The sequence below is a fragment of the Halomonas sp. PAMB 3232 genome (assembly GCF_031954225.1).
Taxonomy (GTDB): domain Bacteria; phylum Pseudomonadota; class Gammaproteobacteria; order Pseudomonadales; family Halomonadaceae; genus Vreelandella.
Window position 1 is genome coordinate 463936 of sequence record NZ_CP134865.1, and the last position, 15273, is coordinate 479208.

At 64.3% G+C, this 15273-nt stretch carries 12 protein-coding genes and 1 tRNA gene; 9 read left to right on the forward strand and 4 right to left on the reverse strand.

What is annotated here, in order from left to right; translation table 11 throughout:
• Positions 1–29 precede the first annotated feature (29 nt).
• Positions 30–683 carry a DUF1826 domain-containing protein gene (locus tag RN346_RS02175; RefSeq protein ID WP_311961986.1) on the forward strand — a complete coding sequence of 218 codons (654 nt, stop codon included), beginning with the start codon at positions 30–32 and terminating at the stop codon, positions 681–683.
• 13 nt (positions 684–696) lie between these two features.
• The gene (locus tag RN346_RS02180) at positions 697–1779 is read left to right on the forward strand and encodes a GTP-binding protein (RefSeq protein ID WP_311961987.1); all 1083 of its coding nucleotides are present in this window, start codon (positions 697–699) and stop codon (positions 1777–1779) included.
• Positions 1780–2270: 491 nt separating this feature from the next.
• Here the strand turns inward: RN346_RS02180 and RN346_RS02185 are convergent.
• A tRNA-Met gene (locus RN346_RS02185) sits at positions 2271–2347 on the reverse strand.
• Positions 2348–2636: 289 nt separating this feature from the next.
• Between RN346_RS02185 and phbB the strand changes: the two genes are divergently transcribed.
• Positions 2637–3383: an acetoacetyl-CoA reductase gene (gene phbB / locus RN346_RS02190; RefSeq protein WP_311961988.1), complete on the forward strand. Its 747-nt coding sequence runs from the start codon at positions 2637–2639 to the stop codon at positions 3381–3383.
• A gap of 126 nt (positions 3384–3509) precedes the next feature.
• Here the strand turns inward: phbB and RN346_RS02195 are convergent, their stop codons facing one another.
• The gene (locus RN346_RS02195) at positions 3510–6320 is read right to left on the reverse strand and encodes a DUF349 domain-containing protein (RefSeq protein WP_311961989.1); all 2811 of its coding nucleotides are present in this window, start codon (positions 6318–6320) and stop codon (positions 3510–3512) included.
• A gap of 192 nt (positions 6321–6512) precedes the next feature.
• Between RN346_RS02195 and minC the strand changes: the two genes are divergently transcribed.
• The 4 genes from minC (at position 6513) to sbcB (ending at position 10155) form a co-directional block, all read left to right on the forward strand.
• On the forward strand, positions 6513–7271 hold the full coding sequence (minC, locus tag RN346_RS02200; RefSeq protein ID WP_311961990.1) for a septum site-determining protein MinC: 759 nt from the start codon (positions 6513–6515) through the stop codon (positions 7269–7271).
• Between the two features lie 159 nt (positions 7272–7430).
• Positions 7431–8249 carry a septum site-determining protein MinD gene (gene minD, locus RN346_RS02205; protein WP_311961991.1) on the forward strand — a complete coding sequence of 273 codons (819 nt, stop codon included), beginning with the start codon at positions 7431–7433 and terminating at the stop codon, positions 8247–8249.
• Positions 8246–8500 carry a cell division topological specificity factor MinE gene (gene minE, locus RN346_RS02210; RefSeq protein WP_252109457.1) on the forward strand — a complete coding sequence of 85 codons (255 nt, stop codon included), beginning with the start codon at positions 8246–8248 and terminating at the stop codon, positions 8498–8500. Before minD ends, minE begins: the two co-directional genes overlap by 4 nt.
• Before the next feature lie 158 nt (positions 8501–8658).
• Positions 8659–10155, forward strand: a complete 1497-nt coding sequence (gene sbcB / locus RN346_RS02215) for an exodeoxyribonuclease I (RefSeq protein ID WP_311961992.1) — start codon at positions 8659–8661, stop codon at positions 10153–10155.
• Positions 10156–10171: 16 nt separating this feature from the next.
• On the opposite strand, the gene RN346_RS02220 is transcribed toward sbcB, so the two are convergent.
• Positions 10172–13021 (reverse strand): insulinase family protein, encoded by a 2850-nt coding sequence (locus RN346_RS02220; protein WP_311961993.1) that lies wholly within the window; start codon positions 13019–13021, stop codon positions 10172–10174.
• A 24-nt stretch (positions 13022–13045) separates the two neighbouring features.
• Complete coding sequence (locus tag RN346_RS02225) at positions 13046–13723, reverse strand: SOS response-associated peptidase (protein ID WP_311959881.1); 678 nt, start codon at positions 13721–13723, stop codon at positions 13046–13048.
• A 181-nt stretch (positions 13724–13904) separates the two neighbouring features.
• Here RN346_RS02225 and RN346_RS02230 point away from each other — a divergent pair, with 181 nt between their 5' ends.
• A complete protein-coding gene (locus RN346_RS02230) occupies positions 13905–14549 on the forward strand; it encodes a TetR/AcrR family transcriptional regulator (RefSeq protein WP_263585231.1) in 645 nt (214 codons plus the stop codon).
• Positions 14546–15247, forward strand: coding sequence for a 1-acyl-sn-glycerol-3-phosphate acyltransferase (locus RN346_RS02235; protein WP_311961994.1), 702 nt, complete (start codon positions 14546–14548; stop codon positions 15245–15247). Before RN346_RS02230 ends, RN346_RS02235 begins: the two co-directional genes overlap by 4 nt.
• Positions 15248–15273: the final 26 nt, after the last annotated feature.

Below are 15273 nucleotides of genomic sequence, written 5' to 3' on the forward strand. Positions count from 1 at the left end.
TTTTTCTCGACCCGTTTCTGGAGACCGCCATGACGCAACGACTCGCTCCTGCCTCAACGACCCTGTTTGGCCACGCCGCGCTCGATGACGACGTCAGCGTGCTGCCGCGCATTTTTGAAGAGGCGATCAACCTGGCCGTGCTGACACGCCCGCTCCCGGCGGATATCGTGCTGAGCGCGCAGGCGCAGTGTCAGACCGACCGCGCCTGGCAGTTTAGCTGGCTGGGTGAGGTGGACGAGGCCTTTACCGCGGACCTTCGTCGCCACCTGCCGGCGCCCGACGCCGGCGACGCGCTGATCGACGACGTCAGCACCATTGCCTCGGCCATCGCCTTTCTGTTCGAGACCGAAACCGTCGGCGTGCGCCTTCGCCTGCTCGATAGCGCCATGTGCCCGCGCTTTCACTGCGACAACCTGCCGGTGCGGCTGGTGAGCACCTACGTGGGGCCGGGCAGCGAGTGGCTGCCGGCGCACGCCGTCAACCGGGCCGGCCTCGGCGCGCCGCGCCCGGAGCGTCCGGACATCGTCACCGAACCGGGTGCCATTCAGACCATGGCGAACGGCGACATTGCCCTGATCAAGGGCAGCGGCTGGGTCGGGTGTGAAGAGCGGGCGCTGGTCCACCGCAGCCCGGCGCTGGCTCCCGGCGAGAAGCGGCTGTTGATGACCATCGATCCGGCGTGATGGAGTGAACGTCATGACGACACCGCCCTTGATTCCCGTCAACGTGCTCACCGGCTTTCTGGGCAGCGGCAAGACCACGCTGCTCAACCGTTGGGTGCGCCAGACGTCCATGGATAACACCTTGGTGGTGATCAACGAGTTCGGCGACATTGGCCTCGATCATCAGCTGATCACCCAAAGCGACGAGCAGGCCGTGATCGAGATGAGCAGCGGCTGTCTGTGCTGTACGCTGCGCGGCGACTTGAGCCGCACCCTGCGCGAGGCGCTCGAGGATCTCGAGGTGCGGGGCAAGCCCGCCCCAGCGCGCGTGGTGATCGAAACCACGGGGCTGGCGCTGCCGACTTCCCTTTTGCAGCTGTTGATGACCGATGCCTGGCTTGCGCACCGCTTCAAGCTCGACAGCGTCGTGTGCTGCGTGGATGCGGTCAACGGCGAGGCCACATTGGACGCTCATGAGGAGTCGCGCCAGCAGGTCGGCGTGGCGGACAAGCTCCTGATCACCAAGACCGATCTCGCCGAGCAGGCGAGGGTATCCGGGCTTGCCAACCGGCTCGCTCGGCTCAACCCGACCGCCGAGCAGTGGCAAGTGATCGATGGCAAACTCTCCGCGAGCCTGCTGGTGGGCGCCGGGCTTTACGCCGACGGCGGCTATCAGGTCGACCAGTGGCTCAAGGCCGGGCGCTACACGGTCAGCGCCGCTGCGTCCCACGCGGGCACCGCGATTTCGTTAAGCCCCGGCCCTGTCACGGCGCACCACTCAGGCGATCTCCACGCCCACCACATCGACTCGATCCGCGCCTTCTGCTTCACCGTCGAGGAGCGCATTGCCCCGGATACGCTGGAGAACTGGCTGGACATGCTGATGTCGCTGATGGGCGACAAGATGCTGCGCATCAAGGCAGTAGTGCACCTGAGTGACCGCGACGCGCCGCTGGCGATTCACGGCGTACAGCAGATCTTCCATCCGCCTGCGGAGCTTCCTCTCGAGAGCGTTTCGGATCGCGTCTCGCGGTTCGTGTTCATCACCCAGCACATCGCGCCGGAGACGGTGGCCGAGATGTATCACTTCTTTAGCGCATCGAAAGAGAGCGCCTGACGCGCGCCGCGCTCAATGCACGACCTCGGCGCGCGGGGTCTTGAAGCGCGCCCGGTAGGCGGTGGGAGTGAGCGCGTAGCGCCTGGCGGGCACTGTGTGCCTCCGCTCGTCCAAGCTGAAGCCGGCTTGGCTGCTCCATCGTTCAGACACAAAAAAGCCGATTCTCGAAAGAATCGGCTTTTATATCAAAGATGGTAGCGGGGACCGCTGACTTTAAAAAAGAGCGAATCGATGACCTTCCTGAACTTATGAAGAGCTGAGCCCGCTGAGCTACTCGTCTGCCTCACCGTTCAGGCATAAAAAAAGCCGCTACCTTTCGGTAACGGCTTTTTTATCGAAGATGGTAGCGGGGACCGCTGACTTTAAAAAAAGAGCGAACCGATGACCTTCCTGGACTTATGAAGAGCTGAGCCCGCTGAGCTACTCGTCTGCTTCACCGTTCAGGCATAAAAAAAGCCGCTACCTTTCGGTAACGGCTTTTTTATCGAAGATGGTAGCGGGGACCGGATTTGAACCGATGACCTTCGGGTTATGAGCCCGACGAGCTACCAGACTGCTCCACCCCGCATCAACGTGAGGCGTATTCTACATAAGTCTGAGAAGGAGTCAATCATCGAGTGCGATAAATCGATACGCCATGCGTGGATTCATCGTGCTGCAACATTGGGGGAGTAACGCTATGCTTTCCATGACGCAACGGGCTTTCTCAACTTCAATGAAACCGGCTCGGTGCGCAGGAGCAAAAGATAACAACACGTGCGTGCCAAACGCTTTGCGGTGGCACCAATCCGAAGTGGCTTGCGCCACGTCTTGTGTGGCTCGGATGCAGGTCATTTGTCATTTCAGGGAGGTAAACAATGGCTAATCAACCCCAGGTGGCGTGGGTGACGGGTGGAACAGGCGGGATCGGCACGGCCATTTGCCGGTCGCTGGCCGAGGCGGGGTATTTGGTCGTCGCCGGTTACCGTAACCCGGAGAAGGCAAAAACGTGGCTCGAGAGCCAAAAAGCCGACGGCTTCGACAACATGGCGCTTTCCGGCGTCAATTTATCGAACTACCAAGCGTGCCTGGACGGCGCCCAAGAGATCGCCGATACCCATGGCCCGATCAGCGTGTTGGTCAATTGCGCCGGTATCACGCGCGACGGTACGCTCAAGAAGATGGCCCGGGAGCAGTGGAGCGAGGTGATCGATACCAACCTCAACAGCGTCTTCAACACCTGCCGCAGCGTGATCAACCCAATGCTCGAGCAGGGCTACGGGCGCATCATCAATATTTCATCGATCAATGGGCGAAAGGGGCAGTTCGGCCAGGTCAATTACGCCGCGGCGAAGGCAGGTATGCATGGGTTGACCATGTCGCTGGCCCAGGAAACCGCTACCAAGGGCATCACGGTCAACACCGTGTCGCCGGGCTATATCGCCACCGATATGATCATGGAGATCCCTGAGAAGGTGCGCGAAGCGATTCGTGAAACCATCCCCGTCAAGCGCTACGGCACGCCGGAGGAGATCGGCCGGCTGGTGGCGTTTTTAGCCGATGAGCAGTCGGGATTCATTACCGGCGCCAATATCGATATCAACGGCGGCCAGTTCATGGGCTGATACGCCTTGGCCTACCGCTGACACTCAGCCGCTTGAATACGACGTAAAAAAAGGAGGCCACAAGCCTCCTTTTGAGTTTCCCCTTTCCCGTGTGCAACGCATCTGTCGCGCTGCTCTCCTGACGCCTCAAGCGTGGGGCGGGCGCGCAAGCCGACTCAGCAGCGCGTCGAGCTCACCAACCTCCCGGTCCCAGACGTCGCCGGGCACCGGCCCCAGCGCCATGAGTGCTGCCAGCACGCTGCGTGTCTCTTCGGCCTGGCTGCGCTCACCGCCCAGACCATCGTTCAAACGCTCGACCTGAATGGCCAGGCGAAGCGGCTCGTCTTCGGGTTTGACGCTGCCCAGCGCCAAAAGCGAGAGATGTACGCGAAGCCGTGCCACGCCCTCTTCGACGGTTCGACGGCTCTGCTCCGGAGCGCTGATCGCCGCGCATCGAGCGGCGTTGCGGCGCTGGTGCGCGTCCAAAAACGCTCCGGTCGGCGGGGTCGCGAGCACCTGCGCCGCCTCGACGGCGTCGTTTTGCTGCGCTTCAAAAGCGCGCTGGTCCGCGCTCAGGTGGGCTTGAGTCAGCGGCATGAGCGCGTGCCACTGCGCGACGGTATCGGCCACTTCCAGGCGGCTCAACCGCTCGCGCCGGGCGCGCAGAATACCGCTCAGGCGGCGCTGCATGCCCTCGCTTCGCCGGTTGCGCGGCAGCGGTTCGAGCTGCTGGGCGCGCTGGATAAACGCTTCGAGCGCTTGGGCCTCGCGGGCGTTTTCCGGCTGCCAGGCGTCCATTTCGTCGATCAGGGCCTGCATGGCGTCGAGCTTTTGCTGCGAGCGCGCCGACTGTTCGCTCTTGTGCGCGTCGCGCTGGGCAAACAGCTGATCGCAGGCCCCGCGAAAGTGCTTCCAAAGCGTTTGCTCCTCGCCCTTTGGGGCCCGGCCCAGGGTGCGCCACTGCTGCTGAAGCGCCTTGGTGCGGGTGGTACGCTCGTGAATGGGGCGCTCGGTGGCATGCAAAAGCGCATTCACCTCGTCGATCAGCGCGCGCTTTTGCGCGGCGATCTGCTCGGCGCGCTGGTCGATCAGCGCCTGCAGCCGATGGCGCACCTTGCCAAAGCGCCGACCGACCGTTTCCGAGGCTTCCCGCGGGATGGGCGTGTATTCGCGCCACTGATGCCGGGCGCGATCGCGAATTTCGCGCAGCACGTCCGGGTCGGCGTTGTCGGCGGGCTGCTCGCACAGGGTTTCGAGCTGCTCGCAAAGCGCTTCGCGGTGGCGAAGATTGGCCTGACGCGTCTGCTCGAGGGTTTCCCGCCAGGGCGCCAGGCGTTCGTGAATGCGCTCGGAAGCGGCGCGAAAGCGCGTCGACAGCGCCCGGCTGGCCGCGGCGTCGCCAAGCTCCTTCCACTCCTTGACCAGCTGGCGATGGCGGCGGTCCAGCGCCGCGTCCGCCATCGCCGGCGCCTCGGCCAGCGTCTCGATGCTCGAGGCGAGCTGCTCGCGCTTGGGCCCGGCGACGAAGCCGCGCCAGTCTCTAAGCTCCGCCAGCTGCGCGCCCAGCTGCTTCAACCGCGCCTTGAGGGGGTTGGCCTGGACACTGTTCAATGCGTCGATCGAGGGCTTGAGTCGTTGGTGAAGCCGGCTGGCGCTTTTGAACGCGCCGCGCTCGAGCATGTGCTCGAAACTGTCGAGCTCGGCGGTCAGCGCCTCGAGTGAAGGCGCTTTTTGGGTCTGTTCCCCCGCTGGCTGCTCCAGCGCCAGAAGTGCCTGGGCGCGCTGTAAAAGCGCTGGCTTGGAAAGGTCCTTGGGCCAGGCAACGCGTTTGACTCGATCCTCGAGTGTCGCGGGGTCGTGGTCGGCGAGTCCTCGCTCGACATCGGCCTGGTGCGTCTGCCAGCGCTGCCAGGCTTCTGTGACGCGCTCATACGCGGCAAGCGCCTGGGTGTAGCGCGCCTGGGTCGTCTCCGGCGGTGCGTGAAGATCCGACAGTGACTGCCAGCGCTGGCCCAGCAGCTGGCGCTGGGCACGCAGGCTGTCGATGTCCTGAAGGGTGACGGCCTCGGCGTGGACCAGCCCGTTCAGGGTCTCCTCGAGCCCGGCGAGCAGCTGATCACGAGTCGTTTCGATCTCTTCGCGGTGCACCTGGCGCTCCTGGCGCGCCTGTTCCTGGGTTTCGTGGTCGTTCAAGGTCTTGCGCGCGCCGAGCAGCGCCTGATGAAAGCGCTCCTCTTCGCGGGGGCCGGGCGGATGGTCGAGTTTTCGCCACTCGCGCTCCAGATGACGAAGGCGGCCGCCGTAAAGCGGCTCCCAGGGCGCGCGGGCGTGCTGCTCGAGTTTTTCCAGCAGCTCTTCGCGGCGCGTCATTTGCTGATCGAACCACTCGTTGTCGTGACGAAGCCGTGAGAGCTTTTCGCGCGCCAGGCGCATGACGTTGCGATCGCGGCGCGCCTGTTTCAACAGCGTCTTCAAACTCGCTTCGCTGTCGAGGCGCTCGGCGGCGCGCTTGCGCACGCTCGCCACACCGTTGTTGCAGGCCTGATAGATCAGATCCTCGTCATCAACGAGCCGCTCCAAAGCGGTCAGGCGAAGATCGAGGTTGTCGCCACGCAGCGCGATCTCGTTGAGCAGTGCCGTGTTTGAAAGTGAGTCGACCAGCCGGCTGCGCGTATAAAGGTCGGTCTGGCCTTCCCGGCCGGTCAGGCGCTCGATCACGGCCTCGCGCCAGCCGGGAACGTGCTGGCGCTCGGGGAGCCGGCTGGTCAGCGTGTCGAGGTCCCCCAGCGCCAACAGGGCGGCCAGCTCAACGGTGGGGTCCGGGTCGTCGACCAGCGTTTTCAGCGCGTCGCGCTGATCGGGCTGCTGCGGGTCCAGCGTTTCGAGGGCCTGGCGGCGAATCTCGGCGTTGGGGTGCTGCCACCGAGGCGCGAACAAGCGTCTTAACAGTCCGTGCATGAATCTTCCTGCAAGAGGTGCATCGCGTGAAAAAAATCAGCCATCGGTGCTTTGGTAGTTGCAGTCACCGTCGCTGTCGCTTAGCTTTGCCAGTGGCAATGTGCGCTGGCCGCAAGAGGTGGGCGAGCCGTCGCATTCCAGCGCGTACCAGCGCTAAGTTTATCTTACCTGAACATGACATGGAGTTCGGCCATGAGCCTCAACGCCGATAGTGCCGACAACGCCTTTACCTTTAAAGGCGGCATGCTGCCCATGACCGTCATGGAGTTGAGCAGCGCCGACCCCGAGCAGATCAGGCGTCAACTGGCCGGCAAACTCTCCCAATCTCCCGCCTTCTTCCAGCATACACCGGTTGTGCTGGGCGTGGAAAAACTCGATGAGCCGCACCTGGCGCTGGAGCGTATCTGCGCGGTGTGTCGCGATCACAAGCTTTTGCCGGTCGCGGTGCGCGGCGGCCCTGAGCCGGTGCGCCAGTCGGCCTGGGCGCTGGGGCTTGGCTGGTTTGCGCCGGTCGAAGAGGGGCGTTCGCGGGCACTTGAAAGCGTCGAGCGCACCGATGCAGGGTCTCATGAGACGGCTTCGGCCGAGGTCGAGCGCGAAACCCCGCACGAGCCGGTCGCGGTCACCACGCGGCTTTTTCGCGGCACCGTGCGCTCGGGCCAGCAGGTTAGCGCCGCCGAAGGCGATCTGGTCGTGATCGGCGCGGTCAACGCCGGCGCCGAGGTGCTCGCGGCGGGCAGCATTCATGTTTATGGCGCGCTGCGAGGGCGGGCGCTGGCGGGCATTCACGGCAATACCCACGCCGGCATTTATTGTCGCGAGCTCGAAGCGGAGCTTCTATCCGTGGCCGGCAACTACAAGCGCCTCGAGGACATCGACCCGAAGCTTTTGGGACTGGCCGCGCAGGTGCACTTCAGTGAAGAACAGCTCGAGATCAAACGTCTGGCCTAGGGTGTGGCTGGTACGATTGACGTAGCGACGTGGCGGGCGCTTTTCGATAGAGTAGCGATACAGGCGACGTCACCGGATTGACACCGATATGTGCGTTGCGCGCGATGACGATAAGAAGAGGCGCCGCGCGATTCAACGACCTCTTAAAGGATATAACTCTTGGCCAAAATTATCGTAGTGACCTCAGGTAAAGGGGGGGTCGGTAAAACCACCAGCGCGGCGGCCATCGCCACCGGGCTTGCGCTGCGCGGCAAAAAGACCGTCGTCATCGATTTCGACGTGGGGCTGCGTAACCTGGATTTGATCATGGGCTGCGAGCGGCGCGTGGTGTACGACCTGGTCAACGTCATTCAGGGCGAGGCGGCGCTCAACCAGGCGCTGATTCGCGACAAGCGCGTGGATAATCTGTTCATCCTGCCGGCGTCTCAAACCCGCGACAAGGACGCGCTGACTCAGGAAGGCGTGGAAGAGATACTCGAGCAGCTGCGCGGTGATTTCGACTTCGTGATCTGCGACTCGCCCGCCGGCATCGAGCGCGGCGCGCAGCTCGCCATGTACTTCGCCGACGAGGCGGTGGTGGTGACCAACCCGGAAGTCTCCTCGGTGCGCGACTCCGACCGCATCCTCGGGCTTTTGGGCTCCAAGACCCGCCGCGCCGAGCAAAGCCAGGACCCGGTGCGCGAGCACCTTTTGATTACCCGCTATAACCCGTCGCGCGTCACCTCCGGCGATATGCTCACCCTGGAAGATATCCGCGAGATTCTCGCCATCAATCTGCTGGGGCTGATTCCGGAGTCCGAGGCGGTGCTGCGCGCCTCCAACCAGGGCGTGCCGGTCACCCATGACGGCGCCAGCGACGCAGGTCAAGCCTACGCCGACACCGTGTCGCGCCTGCTTGGTGAAGATGTGCCGCTGCGCTTTCACGAAGTACAACGCAGGAGTCTTCTGGGCCGCATGTTTGGAGGAGGTCGGCGATGAAACTGCTCGAATTCCTGAAGCGCGAGCGCAAGAAGTCCGCCTCGGTGGCCAAGGAGCGTTTGCAAATCATCGTGGCTCACCAGCGCAGTCAGCGCGGTCAGCCCGACTACATGCCGATGCTCGAGCGCGAGCTTTTGGAAGTGGTGCGCCGCTACGTCCACGTCGCCGACGATGCCATCCAGGTATCGCTCGATAGCGAAGACAACTGCTCGGTGCTCGAACTCAACGTGACCTTGCCGCGCGATTCTTGAGTGGTTGGTCGTGAGCGGTGAGCGGTGAAGGGCAAGGCGTGAGCGGTTGAGGGTAAGTCGTGAGTAACGGGCGGGCGTAAGCCGGGAGAACGGTGGAACTTTTGTGTTCACCGCCGTTGTTGTAGGGTGGCGGGATACGTCCACGGGAGTATCCGCACATGGCGCCAGCCAACGCCGCCCCTGCCAGTTTTCTTTGGCACGATTACGAAACCTTCGGCGCCGACCCGCGCCGCGACCGACCGGCGCAGTTCGCCGCGATCAGAACCGACGCCGACTTCAACGAAATCGGTGAGCCGGTCGAGATCTACTGCAAACCCGGTGACGATGCGCTGCCGCACCCGGCGGCCTGTTTGATCACCGGTATCACGCCGCAAAAGGCCCGGCGTCACGGTCTGCCCGAGGCCGAGTTCGCCGGGCGCATCCAGGCGCTGATGAGCGACCCCGGCACCTGCGTGGTGGGCTACAACAGCCTGCGCTTCGACGACGAAGTCTCGCGTCATCTGTTCTACCGTAACTTTCTCGACCCCTACGCCCGCGAGTGGCAAAACGGCAACTCCCGTTGGGATTTGATCGACGTGGTGCGCGCCTTCTACGCGCTGCGCCCCTCTGGCATCACCTGGCCCAAACGCGACGACGGCGCCCCGAGCTTCAGGCTCGAGGATTTGACCGCGGCCAACGGCATCGAGCACGCCGGCGCCCACGATGCGCTGGCGGACGTGCGCGCCACGATCAGTCTGGCGCGGCTTCTCAAAGCCCAGAACCCCAGACTGTTCGACTACCTGCTCGGTCTTCGCGGCAAGCGCGCCGTGGCCGCCCAGCTGGATGTCGCCAGCGCCAAACCGGTGCTGCACATTTCCAGGCGCTACCCGGCCAGCCGCGCCTGTAGCGCGCTGGTGATGCCGCTGGCCGAGCACCCCACCAACCCCAACGGCGTGATCGCGTTTGATTTGAGCGCTGATCCGAGTGCGCTTACTTCATTAAGCGTCGAGCAGATTCGTGAGCGGGTGTTCGTCAGCCATCAGGATCTGGCGGAAGGGGAGTCGCGCATTCCGCTCAAGGTGATCCACATCAACCGCTGCCCGGTGGTGTTTCCCGCCACCGCGCTCAAGGACGTCGAGGGGCCGAAAAAGGGCGAGTACGGCGATATCCAGGCGCGCTTAGGGATCGATGTCGACCAGTGTCGCGCCCACTGGAAGACGCTTCGCGATCAGGGCACGGTGATTGCCGAAAAGGTCGCCAGCGTGTTCAATGCCGGCTTCGAGGACGGGCCCCAGGACCCGGATTTGATGCTCTACTCGGGCAGCTTCTTCTCGGGGGCGGATCGCCAGCAGATGGAGCGGGTGCGCGAGACGCCGGCCTGGGATCTGGTCGGGGCGCGCTTTGCCTTTCAGGATCCGCGGCTCGAGGAGATGCTGTTTCGCTTTCGCGCGCGCAACTACCCGGACACCCTGGAAGGCGAGGAGCGCGAGCAGTGGGAGGCGTTTCGCTGGGCGCGGTTGAACGACCCGGCGGTGTCCGGCTTTACGCTCAAGGCCTTCGCTCGGGAGATCGAGCGCTACAACCAGCAGAGCCTGACCGACTACCAGCGCCAGATTCTCGAAGAGGTGGTGATGTTCGTCGAGGCGATGCTGCCCGCCCAGGCGTTCGACGCCTGAGCGGGCGCGGCTCACACTAGCGCGCCGCGTCGTCTTGTGGGAAGGGGTCGAGCGTGGCGCGGTAGGCGGCCACGTCGCTTGGCGTGTCACCCGGATCGAAACGCACCTCCAGCACGTGGGCCATCAGCGATGGCCAGCTGTCGCGCACATCATCAGCGCTGACCTTGAGCACCGCTTCGGCCATTTGCGCCTGGCGGTCGAAGCGCACCGGGTCCAGGGCGGTGGCCTGCCAGTAGCGGCTGGCCATGCTGGAAAGGCTCGTGTCGCGCTGCTCTAGCCGGCGCGCCACGGCCTGGCGGTGAGGTGCTAGCGCCTCGTCATCGAGGGTTTCCAGCGCCTCGGCGGCCTCTTCCAAAAAGCGTTCGATGCGTGCGGCGATGTCGTCGCTGTCGACGTCCGCCGACTGCACCAGAAAGGCGATCCCCGGCGCCTCGAGCAGCGGTGAGTAGCTGGCGTTGACGATATAGCCAAGCTGCTGCTCGGTGCGAAGCGCCTGGTAGAAATCGGTATCCAGCCACTGAGCGATGACTCTGAGCGTTGCCTGTTCGCGCTCGCTTTGATCGCGCCCCTGCACGTAGCGAAGCGCCAGCGACTCGTCTCGAGCGCTATCCGGACGCAGTATTGTATCTCCCTGCTCGACCGAGAGCGGCGTGAGTTCAATGATCTCATCGCGGGTCAGGCGCGGCGTCAACGCGTTGCGAAGCGTCTCGGCCTCTTCCCGGGCCTGCGCCTTTGTCAGGTTGCCCACCGCCATGGCGTCGACGTAAAGCCCACGCAAAAAGCGTTGGCGGAAGTCCTCCAGGTGGTGGCGGTCGAGGTGCTCGCTCGCCTCGAGCAGCGTGCGACTCCCCCACTGCGGAGACAACAGCGCCTCGCCCACCAAACGGCTAGCCTGACCGTAGAGCGATGCCTGGGGGGCATTTTGCCACTCGCGCGTAAGCTGGCTGCGCACGCGCTCGAAGCTGTCCTCGGTGATCTCGGCGGTCTTGAGCTGCTCGATGGCCTGCTCGATGAACGGCGCCTGGCCGTCACGCCAGCCGGAAAACGCCAGCGTCATGCCACGCGCGTGCGGGTAGGCGCTGAAGGAGTGCCCGGCGAGCCAGGCCGGGTACAGCGCGCTGCTGAGGCTGTCGTTGAGCCAGCCGGACAGCAGCCGCGTCAGCACCGCTTCCTCGGCGGAGTAGCTTGCGCTTGGGTGCTGCAGGCTGATCCGCCACTCCACGCTTGGCGTATTGAAGCGGCTGTCCTGCATGTGCCAGGCGGTGAAGGAGGGCGTCTGCATCAGCACGCCAGGCGCCTCGTCCTGGCCCGGCTCTAGGGTCAGGTCGCTGGCAATGAACGGGTTGGGCTGGGCAAGCGCAAGCCCGGACAGCGCCTGGCCTGTGGTGTCCGGCGCGTCGAGGCGCGCCCACCGGGTATCGAACCAGGGCGAGGCGGTGTCGCCCTCGACGCTTTGATCCGAGTAGACGCGAATCATGTTCTCTGGCGTCAGCGCCTCCAGGTAGGTTTGCTGCGCCGCGCTATCCATGCCGTCCATGCGGTAGGCAGCGTACTGCACGTCCTCCACCGGGTAGCGCGACAGGCTCATGGAAAGCCGGGTCGCCTCGCTTTGCGGGTCGCCGTGCTGCTGGAAGCGAAACGCCTGCTCGGCAAGGGCGGCCTGCTCGTCATAACGCCAGGTGTCGATGCCTTCGCGGCGAATCTCGTCGATGGCGGCGAAGAGTGTGGCCTGCACGTCCTCCAGCCGCTCGGTACCCTCCTCGGTCAGGCTGATCGAGACCGTGAACAGCGCGTGCTCGCCGTCGCCGCGCCCGACCCCGGCAGAGAGGCCAAGCGCTAGGCCCGCTTCGCGCAGTACGGCGAGCAGACTGCCTTCGCTTTCGTCGCCGAGCAGATGCGCGATGAGCTGCGCCGGCTTGGTGCGGTACTCGTCGACCGGGTCCGGCACGGGGAAGTAGAAGTTGACCCGGCGGCGATCCTCGAGCGACTGACGCTCGAGATACGTCGGAAGCTCGTCGCTCAGGACGAGCGGCGCGTCGATGGTCGGCGCCGAGAGGTCGTGGTCCGGGATGTCGGCAAAGCGCTCGGCGACCCATTCCTCCAGCGTATCCAGCGGCTGCGGGGCGACCACGGCCAGATTCATGACGTTGGCATCGTAGTGCTGGTGGTAGAACTCGATGATGCGATCGCGCAGTGAGGCTTCGCCTTCTGCGGGGCTGGCCAGGGTTTCGCGGCTGCCCACGGCGAAGCCGGTGGTGGCGTTGTCCGGGTTCAGCACCTGGTCGAGCACGTCGCTTTCGCGGCGGGCGTCATCGCGAATGCGCGCCATGTACTCGGAGTGGATGATGTTGCGCTCGCTTTCGAGCTGGTCGGCGTTAAACAGCGGCGAGAGAAAGAACGCGCTGAAGCGGTCGAGCGCGCCGGGCAGCGCCTCGGGGTCGACATCGAAGAAGTAGTTGGTGTCCTGCTGCGCGGTGAAGGCGTTGTGCGAGCCCGCGTTGTTGGCGATGTAGCTCTGGTAGGCGTCCGGCTCCGGGTAGGGTTCGGTGCCCAGAAACAGCATGTGCTCGAGAAAGTGGGCAAGGCCCAGAAGATCCTCCGGGTCCTGGGCGCTGCCAACGCGCACGTTCATCGACGCGGCGGCTTTGTCGGCGTCGGGGTCACTCACCAGTAGCGCCTGCAGACCGTTTTCCAGGGTCAGTACCCGGTAGTCGCGGGCATCGAAAGGGCTGGTGATGGGCGTAGAGGCCTTTGCGACCTGGGGCGGTTCGGCCCAGAGCATCGGCGCGTACAGGCACGTGCCGAGCAGCGCGCCGGTCAAGGCGTCACGCAGGGAGACGCGAGAAAAAGGGTCGCTTGGTAACATTGAAACTCCGTTGTCGAGATACGGCTAAGGGGCGCTCCACCGCAGCATGGGCCCCTGCGGATGGGCGCAGGCGGCCGACTGATTGGCGGGACTATTGACATGCTTTGATACCGGAAACGCGCCCAACAGTTCCAGCGGTGCCGGGGTCATCATCGCCTGAAGCGTCTCCGGCGGGCTTTCGGGGTCAAGCCAGGTCTCCAGCTGGGAGGCGTCGATGACCAGCGGCAGGCGGTCGGTCAGCGACGACAGACACACGTTGGCGGGCACGGTGATCAGCGCGGTAGAGTCGGTAAACGCCGTGAGCGTGGTGTGATAGCGACACCACAGCGCGCCGAGCAAAAGCGGCGCGCGGTCGGTGGCGGTGACCAGATAAGGCTGTTTACCGCCGTGACGCGGCTGCCACACGTAGAAGCCGGTGACGGGAATGACGCAGCGCCGGGCGTTGAAGGCTTCCTCGAACATCGGCCGGGCGGCGAGCGACTCCGCGCGGGCGCAGTGCGGGGCGTGGTCGAGCACCTTGAGCCAGGGCGGCGTCAGCCCCCAGAAAAGCGGCTCGTGGCGATAAACGCCCTGCACCATACGGATGGCCGAAATCGGCTGGCGCGGGGCCAGGTTGGGCGAGGTAATGAACGCGTCGTGCTGATCAAGCGATGGCACCATGCGCGAAAGCGAAAGGCGCTGCACGTGTAGGCGTCCCGTCATGCCGGCCTCCTTGTCACCCGGGGATAAAACGCATTAGAGCCAGACGACAAGAATACGCTTAAAGTCGTCATATAGTATCGAAAACAGTGTTCGATGTGGGGTATCCTGTCTTATATTAACCCTTCCTCAAACTCAAGTGCGCTGAGGCTTTCGCCTTTTTGCATGATTTCAAGAGACCGCCATGGCCCGTCCCAGACAGCACGCGCCCGACACCCTTCATGCGCAGGTCATGCAGGCCTGCGATGAGTGGTTGGCCACGCGGCCGGTGCACGGCCTATCGCTGCGTGCGCTGGCCCGGGAGGTGGGGTGCGCGCCGAGTACGCTGCTCAAACTCTACGGCAGCTTCAACAATTTGCTCCAGCACGTCAACGTCGACACCCTGGCGCGGTTGCAGCAAACCATCGAAAGCCTTGCCGAGGACGAGCCCGAGCCCTGGCTTCGCGCGCTGGCCCACGCCTACTGGCGCTTCGCCGAGCAGGGCTGCTACCGCTGGCAGCTGTTGTTCGACTACCCCCTGGCCGAAGAGGGCGAACTCGACCAGCGCCAGAGCGATCTGATCGAGGCGCTCTTTACCCAGGTAGAGTCATCGCTCACCCGCTATCAGCCGGCGCTGGACGACCAGGAGGCGCGGCGACTCGGGCGCACTCTGTGGGGCAGCGTGCATGGGCTAGTGCAGCTTGGCCTGAACGAGCGGTTGGGCTACTGGCAAGGCCAGCAGCTCAAGGTCGACGAGCTGCTCGATCAGCTGATGAGCACGGTGCTGGCCGGGCTTCGCGCTCAGGGGACTGATGGTGAAGGAGTGGGCGCTCAAGGGCGGGGTGCATGAAACGACTGGTCAAACCGGTGCGCTTCGTGCTGCGCCACGCCATTTATATCACCATGCGCGCAAGCTATCGGCTGCGCGTGCATGGCCGCGAGCACCTGCCCGCCAGGGGCGCAGCGCTGGTGGTGTGTAATCACGTAAGCTTCATGGATGCACTGGTGCTGGGCGGCGCGAGCCCCCGGCCGCTGCGCTTCGTCATGGATCAGCCGATCTATGACTCGCCCTGGCTCAAGTGGTGGTTTTTGTTGGTGGGCGCGATTCCGGTCGAGTCCGAGCGGCGTACCCCGGCCGGGCTTCGACGTACGCTTGGAAAGATCAGCGAAGCGCTGCGCGACGGCGAAGTCGTGATGATTTTTCCCGAAGGGCGGCTAACGCCGGACGGTGAGGTACAGGCATTTCGTCGCGGGCTCGAAACGATGCTCTCGCGAGACAACGTGCCGGTCGTGCCCGCCGGGCTTGCTGGGCTCTGGGGCTCCTGGGCGTCGCGCTGCAATGGCCCCGCTTTCAAAAAGTGGCCGAGGCGTTTTCGCGCGCGGGTACAGGTCACCTTCGGCCCGCCGATCTTGGCTCAGGAGGCTCAGGACACCGCCCTTCGTCACTACCTGCAGGCGCGCGTCGTAGCGCTGAAGGCTGCTGGCGAGCAGGATATCGCCCGCCGCGAACAGGCGGGCGAGAAGAGCGTGCAGTCGCGCAACAAGTAGTCTTGCAAAAAAGTCGCGTCAGCCGG

Bases quoted from the DNA above. Each gene is read 5' to 3' on its own strand.
- RN346_RS02235 (WP_311961994.1), top strand. From the start codon at position 14,546: ATGAAACGACTGGTCAAACCGGTGCGCTTCGTGCTGCGCCACGCCATT.
- minC (WP_311961990.1), top strand. From the start codon at position 6,513: ATGAGCCTCAACGCCGATAGTGCCGACAACGCCTTTACCTTTAAAGGC.
- RN346_RS02225 (WP_311959881.1), bottom strand. From the start codon at position 13,723: ATGACGGGACGCCTACACGTGCAGCGCCTTTCGCTTTCGCGCATGGTG.
- sbcB (WP_311961992.1), top strand. From the start codon at position 8,659: ATGGCGCCAGCCAACGCCGCCCCTGCCAGTTTTCTTTGGCACGATTAC.
- RN346_RS02175 (WP_311961986.1), top strand. From the start codon at position 30: ATGACGCAACGACTCGCTCCTGCCTCAACGACCCTGTTTGGCCACGCC.
- RN346_RS02230 (WP_263585231.1), top strand. From the start codon at position 13,905: ATGGCCCGTCCCAGACAGCACGCGCCCGACACCCTTCATGCGCAGGTC.
- RN346_RS02195 (WP_311961989.1), bottom strand. From the start codon at position 6,320: ATGCACGGACTGTTAAGACGCTTGTTCGCGCCTCGGTGGCAGCACCCC.
- RN346_RS02220 (WP_311961993.1), bottom strand. From the start codon at position 13,021: ATGTTACCAAGCGACCCTTTTTCTCGCGTCTCCCTGCGTGACGCCTTG.
- minE (WP_252109457.1), top strand. From the start codon at position 8,246: ATGAAACTGCTCGAATTCCTGAAGCGCGAGCGCAAGAAGTCCGCCTCG.
- phbB (WP_311961988.1), top strand. From the start codon at position 2,637: ATGGCTAATCAACCCCAGGTGGCGTGGGTGACGGGTGGAACAGGCGGG.
- RN346_RS02180 (WP_311961987.1), top strand. From the start codon at position 697: ATGACGACACCGCCCTTGATTCCCGTCAACGTGCTCACCGGCTTTCTG.